This window comes from Sporomusa termitida (genome assembly GCF_007641255.1).
GTDB classification, from domain to species: Bacteria; Bacillota; Negativicutes; order Sporomusales; family Sporomusaceae; genus Sporomusa; species Sporomusa termitida.
This window is the reverse complement of the sequence record NZ_CP036259.1, coordinates 1,439,340-1,454,412: the sequence shown is the minus strand read 5'-3', so window position 1 is coordinate 1,454,412 and position 15,073 is coordinate 1,439,340. Positions and strand designations below refer to the sequence as shown.

At 50.4% G+C, this 15,073-nt stretch carries 10 protein-coding genes; 2 read left to right on the top strand and 8 right to left on the bottom strand.

Annotation, left to right across the window (positions count from 1 at the left end; genetic code table 11):
• Positions 1 to 49: 49 nt before the first annotated feature.
• A complete protein-coding gene (locus SPTER_RS06320; protein WP_144349547.1) occupies positions 50 to 3,187 on the bottom strand; it encodes an ATP-binding protein in 3,138 nt (1,045 codons plus the stop codon).
• Between the two features lie 157 nt (positions 3,188 to 3,344).
• Here SPTER_RS06320 and SPTER_RS06315 point away from each other — a divergent pair, with 157 nt between their 5' ends.
• On the top strand, positions 3,345 to 3,962 hold the full coding sequence (locus SPTER_RS06315) for a HutD/Ves family protein (protein WP_144349546.1): 618 nt from the start codon (positions 3,345 to 3,347) through the stop codon (positions 3,960 to 3,962).
• Between the two features lie 66 nt (positions 3,963 to 4,028).
• Here SPTER_RS06315 and nifJ read toward each other — a convergent pair whose 3' ends face one another.
• Positions 4,029 to 7,574 carry a pyruvate:ferredoxin (flavodoxin) oxidoreductase gene (gene nifJ / locus SPTER_RS06310; RefSeq protein WP_144349545.1) on the bottom strand — a complete coding sequence of 1,182 codons (3,546 nt, stop codon included), beginning with the start codon at positions 7,572 to 7,574 and terminating at the stop codon, positions 4,029 to 4,031.
• A 246-nt stretch (positions 7,575 to 7,820) separates the two neighbouring features.
• Positions 7,821 to 8,000 carry a hypothetical protein gene (locus tag SPTER_RS06305; protein ID WP_144349544.1) on the bottom strand — a complete coding sequence of 60 codons (180 nt, stop codon included), beginning with the start codon at positions 7,998 to 8,000 and terminating at the stop codon, positions 7,821 to 7,823.
• A 163-nt stretch (positions 8,001 to 8,163) separates the two neighbouring features.
• On the opposite strand from SPTER_RS06305, the gene SPTER_RS06300 reads away from it, so the two are divergent.
• Entirely contained in the window at positions 8,164 to 8,598 is a 435-nt protein-coding gene (locus SPTER_RS06300) for a metal-dependent transcriptional regulator (RefSeq protein WP_246105507.1), read from the top strand.
• 144 nt (positions 8,599 to 8,742) lie between these two features.
• Here SPTER_RS06300 and SPTER_RS06295 read toward each other — a convergent pair whose 3' ends face one another.
• From SPTER_RS06295 to SPTER_RS06275, 5 genes are all read right to left on the bottom strand, one after another.
• Positions 8,743 to 10,149, bottom strand: coding sequence for a nucleoside recognition domain-containing protein (locus SPTER_RS06295; protein ID WP_211367498.1), 1,407 nt, complete (start codon positions 10,147 to 10,149; stop codon positions 8,743 to 8,745).
• Positions 10,146 to 10,922 carry a FeoB small GTPase domain-containing protein gene (locus SPTER_RS06290; RefSeq protein WP_144349543.1) on the bottom strand — a complete coding sequence of 259 codons (777 nt, stop codon included), beginning with the start codon at positions 10,920 to 10,922 and terminating at the stop codon, positions 10,146 to 10,148. Before SPTER_RS06290 ends, SPTER_RS06295 begins: the two co-directional genes overlap by 4 nt.
• A 3-nt stretch (positions 10,923 to 10,925) precedes the next feature.
• Positions 10,926 to 11,210 (bottom strand): FeoA family protein, encoded by a 285-nt coding sequence (locus tag SPTER_RS06285; RefSeq protein ID WP_144349542.1) that lies wholly within the window; start codon positions 11,208 to 11,210, stop codon positions 10,926 to 10,928.
• A gap of 294 nt (positions 11,211 to 11,504) precedes the next feature.
• On the bottom strand, positions 11,505 to 12,581 hold the full coding sequence (gene mutY, locus SPTER_RS06280; protein ID WP_246105506.1) for an A/G-specific adenine glycosylase: 1,077 nt from the start codon (positions 12,579 to 12,581) through the stop codon (positions 11,505 to 11,507).
• A 174-nt stretch (positions 12,582 to 12,755) separates the two neighbouring features.
• Positions 12,756 to 14,738 (bottom strand): methyl-accepting chemotaxis protein, encoded by a 1,983-nt coding sequence (locus tag SPTER_RS06275; protein ID WP_144349540.1) that lies wholly within the window; start codon positions 14,736 to 14,738, stop codon positions 12,756 to 12,758.
• Positions 14,739 to 15,073 lie beyond the last annotated feature (335 nt).

Here is a 15,073-nt window from a genome sequence, read left to right as displayed (position 1 = left end):
CCCCTGTTAGAAACTGTTTCCTAAACTCGGGCAAAAATATCAACCATTATTAACCCTGGGCCGGTTTTTTATTATGCAAAATGATTTTCCCCCCGCCACCTGCAGCTAAATATAATTTGTCCAGTGTTATTTGCTCAAATGTATTCCCGGTTTTACTAAAGAACCCTTGCCCATGGCGATAGTATTCCTCAACCGGCAACGGCAGATAATCGGCAAAAACGGCTTGCAGCCGGGCATCCTGCTGCATCCTGACGCCAATCTCCAGCTTGGCCCGGGCAATAAGCCCGGCCTGATAAAGATCATGATACCGCTGCAGAAATTCATCGGCTTTCTCCAGATAACTGCGCCCTTGCTGCAGGGAGTTATCCTTAACAGCCAATAAAGCCAGCAGGCAATGCAACGTACAGTAGCTGCGCAGGCACCAATAGCCCTGATATTCGCCATACTGCGCCTCCAGGGCCAAAGCCTCCGACAAATAGGCGAAAGCCTTGCCATATTCCGCCAGGTCATAGGCGGCATGGCCGGCATTAACCAGAAAAATAACAACACCGGCGCTGCTCTGGTTGCGGCCGGCAACCCTGATGGCCTGATCATAATAATAAAGAGCCTCTGCCAGCTTGCCCTCCATGCGCCTTACATCGCCGATGTAGTTATAGCCGGCGGCAATATGCAGATTAAACTCCCCCGGTCTTTCTCCCAAACGCTTATAATAAGCAATCGACTGGCGATAATATTGCTCTGCCCGGCCTGTTTGCCGGCGCAAAGCATAAGCAATCCCCAGGAACCGCTGGATCACGGCCTGTTTTTCTGCCAGACTGGCGGCCTGGGCTGTCTGTAACAGCTTATTGGCAAAGAGTTCGATAAGCTTGGGATTACGGATCTGGATGCCGCAATAGATAATTTGTTGATACCCTTTTACTGTATAATCAATAAAACTTTTTTTGGCGGCCAGGCGCAGCAGCTGATGGATGGCCCGCAGGCCGGCCAGATGCTCCCCGCGCCAGATATAATAACGGCCCAGCATTTCCAGGTAGGCTGCCCGGAACCGGCTTAAACTCGCCTGCGGCACATATTCCTGCTCCAGCGCGGCCAACAACGCTTTGATCTTATCCAAATAATGCATGATTTGCAATTTATTATCCAGAATAAAGCCATTCCCTCTCGGCCAATCACTAAATTCAGGAAACAATTCATATTGGGGACAGCAAAATCTTTCGGCCAGCTTAATCGTATATTCCAGGATTTTTATTTTTTCGTCAATCTGCGCATAGTGGTACAGAATCTCTGAATATAAGTCCCGGCCCCAGGCCTCTTTATCCATCAGTTCTTCCAGATAGCGGCCGGCCCGCCTGTGGATCATCTGTTTTCTGGAGGAAGACAATTCTGCATAAATATAGCTTCTGATCCGGATATGGTTATATTTGTACACAGGCCCTCTTCCCCCCGGAACTGATCCGGGCATTTCCTGAATGAGCCGCCTGTGCTGCAATTCCTCAATGGCTTCCACAATTTCAAACTCGTTCATCCCGCAAACAGCCAGCAACTCGTTGAAGCCCACGTCATTAAAAAATGCCGACATGACATCCAGCACTTTTCTGGCATTGTCCGCCAGCGTATTAACCTGCTCATGCAACACACTCCGCAGGCGTGGCGACAGGCGGTTCACATTTTGTCCCATCTTAATTAACTTAAAGCTTTCCACTAAAAACAGGGCGTTGCCGTCCGTATACTCATACAGCTTTTGCTGCAGCCCGGCCGTAAGCTTATCAGCCGGGAGCATCAACTCCGAAAATCTGACAACCTCTTCCCGGCTAAAATTTTCGAGTATAAGGGTTTCGACCAGGCCCTCCTGCCTGGCGTTGCCGCTGAACAACTCAATTTGTTCCTGATAATCGGTGCGGCAGGTTGTTATACATAACAGTTGCTGCCGCCCGGACCGCAGCAACTGGCGCAATACAGACCAGCCCTGAATATCCAGCCATTGAACATCATCAATAAGCAAAAGTACCTTTCTGGGGGCGGCAACCTTCTCTAAAATACCGCCCATAACCTCTTCAATCATACCGGAATGAATATTATAGCCGTTGACGGCCTGGCTCTGGCAGGCTACGGTCTGATTACCGAGAACTGCCGGAAACACAGAGGCAATAATCTGATACCAGATGGCAGGCAGTACCACACCGCGCTGCGATAGCAGCTCCATTGCCTGGCAAAAGATTTGATTCCAGGCTTTATAGGGATAATCCTGTTCAGCCTGATAACACTGGGTTCGCAAAACCGTTACACAGTCGGCAGCCAGCGTTTCCTGCAGCCGCTGGACAATTTCTGTTTTCCCCACTCCCTGCTCACCGCTTACAATCGCCCATACGCACGGTGAGCAGCCTGCGCAAAAGTCAGCCACAAGCCGCTGCAGCCATAGCAGCTCGCGCTTGCGACCGAAAAAATTCTCGGCCGCCTGCTCGGCCGGCACAACCAGCTGATTAACCATTTTGGCCCTGATACGTTCATAAGCCTCCCGGGTTTTGTCTTGCGGGCCGATGCCCAGTTCGCTGCTAAGCTTGGCCTGTAAACCATCATAGACAGCAAGCGACTTATTTACAGCCCCGGCCCGCTCATACACCTTCATCAGCGTTCGGTACGCACTCTCATTATATTCGTCCAGCGTAATAAGCTGCTTAAGATAACGTTCGGCCGCACTATAATCTTTATTATTAAGCCGGGCAACAATAACCTTGGTCAGCCGGGCAAGCAGGTCCTCTTTACAGCTCTCCCGCCGGCGGTTGACCCAGGTTTCAAAAGCTTCCGCATCTTTACAGGCAAATCCCGCCAGAAACTCCCCCCGGTATAATACCAGCGATTCGGCCGGGGAGACCTCGTTAAATTCCTGGAAATCGGTAGTAATGCTGACGGTTTCGGTATTTAGCAAAACATTAGCCCGCGACGGGGTCAGGAGCAAGGTTTCTGACGTCAGCTTTTTCAGGAGATAGAGTGTATTGCGCAGATTTTTTCTGGCTGCCCCATCTTCCATTTCCTGCCATAGCAAGGCCGCTAATTCTTCGCGGGTTGCCTTTCTTTTAACCAATAAATAATACAGTAATGCTTCCATCTTGGCAAAAGGAAAAAACACCCGTTTTCCATTCCAGTAAACCTCAGGGCTTCCCAATAAAACCGCAGATAACTCATGCATTATATCAACCTCGTACCCATCCACTTTCTTACTGCACTTGTACAAACTTTCGACAAAAACAGGAACAACTCCTTGTTATTCACTTATTTACCGATAGCCAATTTATTGAAATATTGGTACAATCAAGCTGTGTATTTGTTAATCAGGAGGAACAACCATGGCTTATACAGTCAAGTTAATCAAACAAATTGAGCAAACTACCAGCAGTTGGTCCGGTGGCACAACAACACAAATTGCCATCTACCCGCCGGACGCCAGCTACAGTGAAAAGAACTTTAGCTGGCGTCTTAGCTCAGCCAGCGTTGAAGTGGAGGCATCGACCTTTACCCCCCTGCCTGGCATCTGGCGGCTGCTCATGGTCATTGCAGGCGAGCTGGAGCTTACCCATGCCGGCCACCACACTGTCCATTTGCGGCCATTTGAACAGGATAGTTTCAGCGGTGCCTGGACAACTACAAGTCATGGTAAAGTACGTGATTTCAATCTGATGCTGGCTGCCGGTTGCGCGGGCCAATTAATGGCAATCAGCCTAAAAGAAACCGGCAGCGAACAGGCCGCACATCAGCCCGCCGCCGGTTCCGCCCACCTGACTTCGGCCTTTTATTGTGTCACCGGCAGGGTACGTATTACCATCGACAACCAGGCCCTTTACCAATTGCAGCAAGGTGACCTGCTGCTGCTCAGCACCCCCGGCGATGTCCGGCCTCTCCCTGTCACTATATTCAATACCGGCAACGGCCAGGCCCAGATCATCAAAACCAGGATTACCTATTAAGCAAAAAGCACTATTTGCTCTTGGCAAATAGTGCTTTCGGCATTATAGGGCTTAGTTATGAACCATTTATTCCTTGGCGGCAGCAGCCTCAGCTACCGCCTCATCATACATTCTGGCCAACCGGCGATAGCCATCCAGACGTTCGGCTGCATCCTTAGCGGTCTTGTCAAACAGCGCTTCGGCTTGATCCGGGAACAGTTTTTGGAGGGAAGAGTAACGGACTTCACCCATCAGGAATTCCTTAAAGTCAGCAGTAGGTGCCTTGGAATCCAGACTGAACGGATTTTTCCCCACTGCCTGGAGAGCCGGATTATAGCGGTACGTTGCCCAGTAACCGGCTTCGACAGCACGTTTGCACTCCAGCTGGCTATTGCCCATACCCAGTTTCAACCCATGGTTGATGCAAGGCGAGTAGGCAATAATCAGCGAAGGTCCGGGATAAGCCTCGGCTTCAGCAATAGCCTTCAGCGTCTGGGCTTTATCAGACCCCATGCAGACCTGAGCTACATAAACATAACCATAGCTCATTGCCATCATACCAAGGTCTTTTTTCTTAGTCTGCTTACCGCTGGCAGCGAATTGAGCAATGGCCGCACTGGGTGTGGCTTTGGAAGACTGGCCGCCGGTATTGGAGTATACTTCAGTATCAAAAACAAACACATTAATATCTTCGCCGGAAGCCAGGACGTGGTCCAGGCCGCCAAAGCCGATATCATACGCCCAGCCGTCGCCACCAAAGATCCATTGTGAGCGTTTAACAAAGAAATCCTTATAGCTGTAAACCTCATCCAGGAGGGCGTGAGAGCCTTTAACAGCCGCAAGCGCAGCGCTGAGCTTCTCAGCACGGTCCCGGGAACCGGCCCCGATATCCTTGTTATCCAGCCAATCGGCCAAGGCCGCTTTGACGTCACCGTCAGCAACAGCCAGTGCCTCGCCAACCTTGCCGGCCAGCCGCTCACGGATCTGTTTTACGCCAACCTGCATACCAAAACCGAACTCGGCGTTGTCCTCAAAGAGCGAGTTGGCCCAGGCCGGACCGCGGCCGAGCTTATCCGTGCAGTAAGGAGTTGCCGGGGCCGAGGCGCCCCAGATGGAGGAGCAGCCGGTGGCATTGGCAATCATCATCCGGTCACCAAACAATTGGGTAACCAGCTTGGCATAAGCCGTTTCCAGACAACCTGCACAGGCACCGGAGAACTCAAGATAAGGTGTCTCGAACTGACTGCCTTTGACAGTTTCTTTTTTAACCGGATTAGGCTTGGGCGAGACGGTCATAGCATAGTCCCACAAATCAGCCTGCGACAATTGGCTGCCGATCGGCTGCATGGTAATGGCCTTGCCCTTGGCCGGGCACACCTGGACGCAATTGCCGCAGCCGGTGCAGTCATAAGGAGATACGGCGACGCGGAACTGCAGCCCCTCGGCCCCCAGCGCTTTCTTGGTAACAAAGCCGGCCGGCGCATTTTTGACTTCCTCTTCGTTTACAAGCACCGGTCTGATAGCAGCATGGGGACAAACGAAAGAGCACTGATTGCATTGAATACATTTATCCACTTCCCAGGCCGGAACATCCACCGCAATCCCACGCTTTTCATAAGCGGCGGTGCCCATCGGGAAGGTACCGTCGGTTATGCCCATTTCTTTGAGTACACTCAGGGGCAGTTTGTCACCTTCCGAACGGTTCATGGGAATAACAACCTTTTTAATAAACTCAGGCACTTCTTTTTCAGCCACAGCAGTATCCTGAGCATCTTTCCAGGCGGCGGGAACATTAATCCTCACCATGGCGCTGACCCCCTGGTCGATAGCGGCAAAGTTCATGTTGACGACTTTCTCACCTTTCAGACCATATTCATCAACAACCGAATCTTTCAGGTACTTCAACGCCTCTTCCACAGGAATAATATCAGCTAATTTGAAGAAAGCAGATTGCATGATCATATTGATACGGCCGCCGAGACCTACATCTCTGGCCATTTGCACAGCATTAATTGTATAAAACTTAATATTGTTATTGGCAATAAAGCGCTTCAGGCCGGCCGGCAGGTTTTCGTCCAGTTCCTTTTCATCCCAGATGCAGTTGAGCAGGAAGGTACCGCCCGGTTTTAATCCTGCCAGCACATCGTATTTCGCAACATAGGACTGGTTGTGACAGGCAATAAAGTCAGCTTTATTGATCAGATACGGCGACTTGATCGGTTTCTTGCCGAACCGCAGGTGGGACACGGTTATACCGCCTGACTTTTTCGAGTCATAGGCAAAGTAGCCCTGCGCAAACAGGTCGGTTTTATCACCAATAATCTTGATGGCCATCTTGTTGGCACCGACTGTGCCGTCAGAACCCAGACCCCAGAACTTACAGGCCCGCGTGCCGGACGGGGTCGTATCGATATCCGCGCCGAGCGGCAGGGAGGTATTGGTAATATCATCGACAATCCCGATAGTAAAACCATCTTTGGGTTCATCAGTTTTCAGATTCTCGTAAACGGCAACAATCTGGGCCGGTACCACATCCTTTGAGCCCAGACCGTAGCGTCCGCCAACAATTAGGGGTTGCCACGCCTTGCGGTAAAATGCATTTCTAACATCAAGATATAAAGGTTCGCCGGCACTGCCAGGTTCTTTGGTACGGTCAAGCACCGCAATTTTAGTAACGGTTTTAGGGATATATTTTAAGAAATGCTCAATAGAAAACGGCCGATAGAGATGAACGGTAAGCAAACCGACTTTTTCCCCATTGGCATTCAAATAATCAATGGTTTCCTCAATGGTTTCGCAGACAGAGCCCATCGCCACAATCAGGCGGTCGGCATCGGGTGCGCCATAATAGTCAAACAGGTGATATTCCCGGCCGGTAACCTCTTTGACCTTTTCCATATATTTTTCAACAATGTCCGGTAAAGCCAGATAGTATTCATTGGCAACCTCCCGTCCCTGGAAATAGATATCAGGGTTTTGGGCAGTCCCCCTTGTTACCGGATGGTCGGGATTGAGCGCGCGTTGGCGGAAAGCAGCCAAGGCATCCTGATTTACAAGCTTGCCCAGATCATCGTAATCCCAGGTCTCAACCTTTTGAATCTCATGGGAAGTCCGGAACCCGTCAAAATAGCTTAAAAAGGGAACCCGGCTCTCAATCGCCGCCAGATGGGCAACAGCAGCCAGATCCATTACTTGCTGCACACTGCTTTCGGCCAGTAAGGCAAAACCGGTCTGACGTGCTGCCATTACATCCTGATGATCGCCAAAAATATTAAGAGCAGAAGCAGCCACCGCCCGGGCGCTTACATGTAATACCCCTGGCAGAAGTTCCCCTGCAATCTTGTACATATTGGGAATCATCAGCAATAAACCCTGGGAGGCTGTAAAAGTAGTTGTCAGCGCACCCGCCTGCAGTGAACCGTGTACAGCACCGGCTGCACCGGCTTCGGATTGCATTTCTACAACCCGTACGGTTTGCCCAAAAATATTTTTGCGGCCTTCCGCTGCCCAACTGTCAACAGATTCTGCCATGTTGGATGAGGGTGTGATGGGATAAATTGCTGCAACTTCTGTAAAAGCATAGGCTACATGAGCCGCTGCTGTGTTGCCGTCCATAGTCTTCATTTTTGCCATCGGGATCCCTTCCTTTTTACATAATATTGGAATCAGCGTCTGGGCCAGGCTTGGTAGTCCTGATAACGCTAATTAACTCCCGCCTGTACGAAAAAAAATACAAGAATCCTGTTTTTTGAAGCTTTTACAGTTAAAGTTTCTTGTGCTTTATATGTTCTGGTAAGACCACCCTTAATCCTGCTTGCATATTAAATTTTTATAATAAATGCATAAATTATTTTGAATACATAGTTGATTTATGTCGAATTATATTAAATCTACAAATTTATTTTTTTCGGCACTGAGCCGCTTTGCCAGGTTTTCCGGCGATAGTTTAACCGACGCCCAAAGGTAGTGCAATACAGTTACAGCCGAAATGCCTGTACACCGGCATGAATAATGAACAACCAACGGATTATCGCCGTTGGCATTAGCAACCTTTATCATTGGTCAGGACTTGGTCATTGACGGCGGTATTACGAAAAAAATGATATAAAACAGACGGTTTATAATTGCCCAGTCCATCATAGTATATAGTAGTTGTCAAAATAGTCCTGCTGCGAATACTGTCTCTTACGCTTATCCGGTCTTCAGTGATCATGCAGAGGGGGTGTGGATACTGCTTTCACCAAGTCTGGAAGACTATCTTGAGGAAATATACCGGTTCCACACCAGCCTCGGTGTGGTCAGGGTGACAGATATCAGCCATAAGCTCAATGTTTCTTTGCCGTCTGTTACCAAAGCCATGCGCAAACTCAAAGCCCTCAACTACATCACCTACCAGAAATATGGCCATATCGCCCTGACGGCAACAGGGAACGAAACCGGTAAATTTCTTGTCCGCCGCAACCAGATCATACAGGAATTTTTGTTAATGCTGCAGGCAAACTGCAATATTGCCGCCGAAGCCGAAGCAATCGAGCACTATTTGTCAAAATCGACTATCGGCTCATTTCAGGCCCTGGTGGTGTTTATGCGGAAAAATCCCGATGTTTATCAGCAATTCTATGCATTTCTTGAGAGCTGTCAGATGCTGGATTCCTAAGACAAGACCTGGCTTGGGCCAGACGCCGGCAAAAGCCGCCTGTGCCCTTAGGATCTAGCCGTGCTTGACATTAGCAGCAAGGGGCTCTGCTTTCTGCAAGATAAATAAAGCCGGGGGCTTTTGCCGGCCCCCGGGCGGCAGCTACTATACCAATCCGAAAAAGCGGGCCGTCTGAGCAACCACAAAACACACCGCAAAACCGGCTGCCGTCGGCAGTAAGAAAGCCAGCAACGTCCACTTGGCACTGCCGGATTCCTTATAGGTTGACAGCAAGGCCGTGGTGCACGGCCAATGCAGCAGACAAAACAACATCGTATTCAAGGCCGTTAACCAGGTCCAGCCATGGCTGATAAATATTTGATGCAGCTGTGACAGCTCATCAAGTTCAATCATATAGCCGGTAGACAAATAGCTCATCAGCAGAATCGGCACAACAATTTCATTAGCCGGCAGCCCTAAGATAAAGGCCAGCAGGATGTATCCGTCCAGACCGATGGCGTAAGCAAGCGGCTGAAGCCATCCCACCAGATGGAGCAGAATACTGGTATCACCTATGTACACATTGGCAAAAATCCAGGTAATAACACCGGCCGGAGCTGCCATGATCACCGCGCGCTTGAGAACAAACAACGTCCGGTCAATCATTGACCGGTAAATTACAGAACCGATCTGCGGCTTGCGGTAGGGAGGCAATTCCAGTACCATGGAAGAGGCCTCGCCTTTCAGGACAGTATGTGACAGCAGCCAGGACATGGCAAAAGTAAAAGCAACCCCCAGCATCACCAGGCCGGTCATGAAAACCGTGACAATCGCAGTTTCATATTGCGGTGCCAAAGCCCCGCCCACAAAGATGGTTGCAATCGCTATCAGGGTCGGAAACCGCCCGTTGCAGGGAACAAAATTATTGGTTAAGATCGCAATCAGCCGTTCACGGGGTGAATCAATAATCCGGCAGGACACTACCCCGGCCGCATTGCAGCCGAACCCCATACACATCGTCAGAATCTGTTTGCCGCAAGCCTTGCATTTTTTAAACATATTATCAAGATTAAAGGCCACCCGGGGCAAATACCCCAAATCCTCCAGCAGGGTAAATAAAGGAAAGAATATAGCCATTGGCGGCAGCATGACCGAGATAACCCAGGTCATGGCCCGATAGAGGCCAAGGACCAGAACCCCATGCAGCCAGTCCGGGGCCCCGGCCGCCTGAAACCATATAGTTAACTGCTCCTGAAAACTGAAAAACATGCCGGCCAGCAGGCCTGAAGGGACGTTGGCCCCTTTAATGGTAATCCAGAAAACCAGCCCCAGCAGCATAAGCATAATCGGATAGCCGAAAATACGGGATGTCAGAATATCGTCCAGTTTGTTATCCCACTGGGACTTATCTGCAGCCGGTGCTATCACTGTTTTCCGGGCAATTCTTTCGGCATTAGCATAAATATCTTCCACTATTTTATCGCCTAATGTGTTATCGTGGCGGAGACGGATGGAATCAGCCTCCGCACATAACTGGGCCAGCGTGCTCATCGGTTTTACATTGTCTTTCACCGGTTGGCGGCCTCCTTGACAATGCTTACCTCAGTAAGATTGAGGTGCATGCCGATGCGTTCGATAAACGCCCTGTCGCCATCCAGCAGCCGGAGTGCCACCCACCGGGAATTAAGCCTGGCACCAATCAGACGCTCCACCCCTGGCAGCAGCAATTGCACGGCCTGCTCCACTGCCGGTGAATATATTAATTGGTTTGGTTTTGTCTTGCATTCACCTGTGGCTACACGATGCAACGTGTATAAAAGGTGATCAAGGCCTTCATTTTGGCGTGCTGCTGTTGCTACCACCGGCACGCCAAGTTCTTTTTCCAAAGCGTCGATATCGACTTCAATGCCTTTCTTGCGGGCCTCATCAATCAGATTGACACACACAACAACCTGCGGCGTCATTTCCATTACCTGCAGCGCAAGATTCAGGTTTCGTTCCAGCGAGGTTGCATCTACTACCACCAGGGCTACATCAGGACAGCCAAAGCAAATAAAATCCCGGGCGATTTGCTCTTCCACAGTATGAGCTAAAATCGAATAAGTACCTGGTAAATCAACCAGCAAAAAGGATTTATTATGATACGTAAAGGTTCCCTGCGCATTGTCGACCGTTTTTCCCGGCCAGTTGCCGGTATGCTGGCGCAGGCCGGTAAGGGCATTAAAAACAGTACTTTTACCAACATTGGGGTTCCCGGCCAGGGCGATAACGAATTGACCAGGGTTGGAATAAACCCCGAACTGTTCTCGCAATACCCGTTTAGGTGAATCTACTGCCTGGGCCACAGCCTACCGCCTCCCGTCCAGGTCGGTGTTATCGGTTACATACGCCCGGATAAGACGGGCATCGTCATTCCGCAGGGCAATTGTGCTGCCCCGGACCGCATACGCAATCGGATCACCGGCCGGGCTTTTCCGCACGCAGCGGACAGATGTCCCCGGCACCATGCCTAAATCCAGTATCCGCCGTCGCAATAACCCTTCCAGTTCCACGCTGGCCACATAACAGGATGCCCCTACCGCTAATTCCGAAAGCGCAATTGTTGACATCGGTGACATAGGATACGTATCCATATACAACCCTCCCTAACTTAACCTTAGCTAACAGATTGCCCAAAAATATAAGTTAGCTCCAGCTAACAGGTATCTATATCTTTTAGCCGCAGCTAACAATCAGGCCATCTGCTATATGCTATGACCGGGTTGCTTTATCGGTTACACACCAGCTATGATTTTTGCAAGCGGCCGCATCTTTTTTCCATAGCCGGCAGCTTCACCGCCCTGGGCCTGCGGTTCCCCCGGAGATTAAACGCCTCCAGATTACAAGCGACTCCCTGATCACTGACCGGGGAGTCGCTTGATGTTTGTTTATTTATTGGGCAGTCTTTCAGCTAACGCCAACGCCATTTTATGATGAGGACCGGCCCAGGGTACTGTCCCCAATTCGGTCTTGCCCAGCCAGCAGGCTTGCTCCCGGAGTTTATCACCGGCCAGCCATTGACACCGGTAAAAAGCAATATCCCATTGGCGATGGCTGAACGTATGCCGGCACTGCAATATTTTTTCTTCGATTTCCACAGTCTGCTGCAGTTCACAGCGGAATTTTTCTCTTAACTGCGCAGCCGCCACGTCCCCTGCCCCCATTTCGGTCGCCGGAAACTCCCACATCCCGGCTAACAAACCGGTTGCCGGCCGCTGCTGCACCAGGAATTTCCCAGCCCGCTGCACAACCCCGGCCGCCAGGGTAACCAGTTGGGGCGCCTTCTTCGGCGCCCGTACCGGCAGCATATCCTGAACCTCCCGCCGGTAAGCCTCACATAGATCAGCTAACGGACATAAAGGGCAGCGTGGCCGCCGGGGAATGCAGATCATAGCGCCTAAATCCATCAGGGCCTGATTAAAATCACCCGGGCATTGCCGGGAGATATGCTGCATAACCAGGCGCTCAACCGCCCGCTTAGTGGCCGTCTTCGCAATATCCTCCTCCAGGCAAAACAGCCGGCTAAAGATCCGCAGCACATTACCGTCAACGGCCGGTGCCACCTGATTATAGGCAATGCTGGCAATAGCCCCGGCAGTATACTCACCAACCCCTGGCAACCGTTGAATCAGAGCAGGATTATCAGGTACCCTGCCGCCGTATTCCGCGCAGACCTCCCTGACTCCGGCCAGTAAATGCCGGGCCCGGCTGTAGTAACCCAACCCCTGCCAATAGGTAAGAACCTCCTGCTCAGAGGCCTGCGCCAGCGCCGCCGGTGTCGGAAACCTGTCCAGCCACCGTGTATAATAGTCTCTTACAGCCTCTACCCGCGTTTGCTGCAGCATAATCTCGGAAACCCAGATCTTATAGGCATCCTTATCCCGGCGCCAGGGCAGGTCGCGGCCATTTTTATAATACCAGGCCAACAATTGGGTCGCCAATGTCATTTTCTTCGGTCCTTCCATGTTTTAGAAAACAATTATCTATTACAATCAAAGTCTATTTTTATGTATCATACCATAACTACAGCCGCCTAAAAAGTGCTGCTGTACAAAAAACAAGTATAACCCGCTAACCGGGCTATACTTGTTTTTGGCAGTACCCTTGAGGTTTCTAGCCGCCCCCCTATAGCCGGACGCCTAAATTTTAAATCGCTTTACTACTGCATTAAGTTCCTGCACCATGTTTTCCAACCCCTGGCTTGATGAGGCAACTTCCTGCATAGCAGCCGTTTGTTCTTCAGTGGCAGCCGAAACAGACTGGGTATGCATGGCATTCTCCTTGCTTATCTCCTCAATCTCCCTTACCGACGCCACAATCTGGCCGCCCCGTGCGGCCATTTGCCGCGCATCGTCAGAAACAGTATGAATCTTATCGGTTGCAGCTGCAATTAGCGTCTCAATCTCACTAAAGACTTTCCCGGCCGAGTTAACCACCGCTGAGCCAACCTGCACCTGTTTACTGCCGTCGCTCATGGCCGCAACGGCGCTTGCCGTATCAAGCTGAACCTCCCTGATCAGAGTGGCAATCTGTTTGGCAGCGTCTTCCGATTGTTCAGCCAGTTTGCGCACCTCCTCGGCAACAACAGCAAAACCTCGTCCCTGCTCCCCGGCCCGGGCGGCCTCAATGGCGGCGTTAAGGGCCAGCAGATTAGTCTGGCTGGCAATACCGGAAATTGTGTTGATGATCTGGCCGATTTTCTGGGACTGCTCGCCAAGTTTGGTAATAACCTGGGCGAGATTGGTTACCGTAGTTTCAATATGATTCATCTGGGTAACTGCCGAAACAATTTCTTTATTGCCGGCATTAGCCGCCAGTGCCGTTTGCTGCGAAGCTGACGCCACTTCATTCATGCTGGCAACAACCCCGTTCAGGCCCTTAGCCATTTCATCCACAACAGCCACCGTGCTCTGCACGGCATAAATCTGTTTTTCCGAACCGGCGGCCACTTCACCAATGGCTATCGCAATCTGATTCGAGGCCTGGGCCGACTGCTCGGCATTGGCTGCCAAAAACCCGGTAGCATTAGCCACCAGTACGGTCGAACGGCTTGTTTGCTGTAATAAGGATTGGAGGTTTTCCGTCATAGTCCCAAAAGAATTGATCAGGCGCTTTAACTCATCCTCGCCCTGATAGTCAATATCGGCCTTAACAATCTGGCCGGCGGCAATCTGTTCGGCAGCGGCCGCAATCGCAGTGATCGGCTTACTAATTCGTTTTACCAGGTAAAAACCGGCCACACCAATACCTAAGCCGGAAATCAGCAGTATCACCATAATAAACTTTTGCAAATCGCCGGCACTGGCCATTGCCTCGTCCGTGCTTTGCAGTTTTAACACCGACCAGCCGGTCTGCCCGATCGGGGCATAACTGACCAGATCAGACCCGATAACAGTGACCTGGCCGGTACCACTCGACAGGATCGGTAAAATCTGCTCATCTTTATATAATTCGTGGGCTTTCGCTTTGCCCTCATCGCGGCTGTCAGTAAGATAAAAGAACTTTTTATCGAGAATAATGGCTTTGCCGGTAGCGCCCTCGTTTAACTCTTTGGCTAGTGTTGTTACATTGTCCAGCTTGATATTGCCGCCAACATAACCAAGCAGCTGTCCCTGTTCATCAAAAATCGGGGCGACAATCGGCGCCGTTGCCTGCTGGGTAAAAGCCGACACGTAGGTGTCCGAAATGACAGTTTTCTTAGCATTGATAACATCCTTAAACCATTGCCTGTCAGTAAAATCCCTCTTGCCGCCAAAATCGGAGTGCGGCCAGGTACCCTGGATAATACCCTGGGGATTTACACAGAAAAGCAGTTCAAACATGCCGTTTCCCTCGTAAAAAGCCCGCAATGTCTGTGCTTGTTCCCGCGAACCCATGGCCGCTATAAACGGGGTTTTAGCCAGGGCACTGATATTAGCCTGGCCATCCAGCAAATACTGATCTAAGCGGTCTGCAACCCGTGTTGCCTTACTCGCCTGGGTCATTCTGCCGGAAGTATCCAATAACGCATTAGCCTTCTGACTGGCAACAAGCCCGATAATGATCGCCGGCACCAGGGCCATCAGCACGCATACCGCCGTCATCTTACTCTGCAAACTGTTAAACAGTGTCTTACATGACATAAAAATCCCTCCGTTTCCCTGCTAACCCTGTCAAAATAAGAAAAGACCTGGCTTGTGCCAAAGCCCTTTAGGGTATAGTCGTTCTTATGTCCACTGAATCCATTTATAAATTCTGCAGACTAAAAAAAGCCTTATGCAGGCAAGCTCTGAATATATATTTGATTGAGTTGGCCTTTGCTCCTGATCAGCAGCCCAGAAGCGCACTATGCATTTGTGAAAATTTTACCATTTAAATTTTTAAAAGTCAATAATCAGCATCGTCAAATTACTGATCTTTTCAAAATTTAACTTTAAATTAACTTGTACAGACTATATAACAAATGAATTTGCCAATT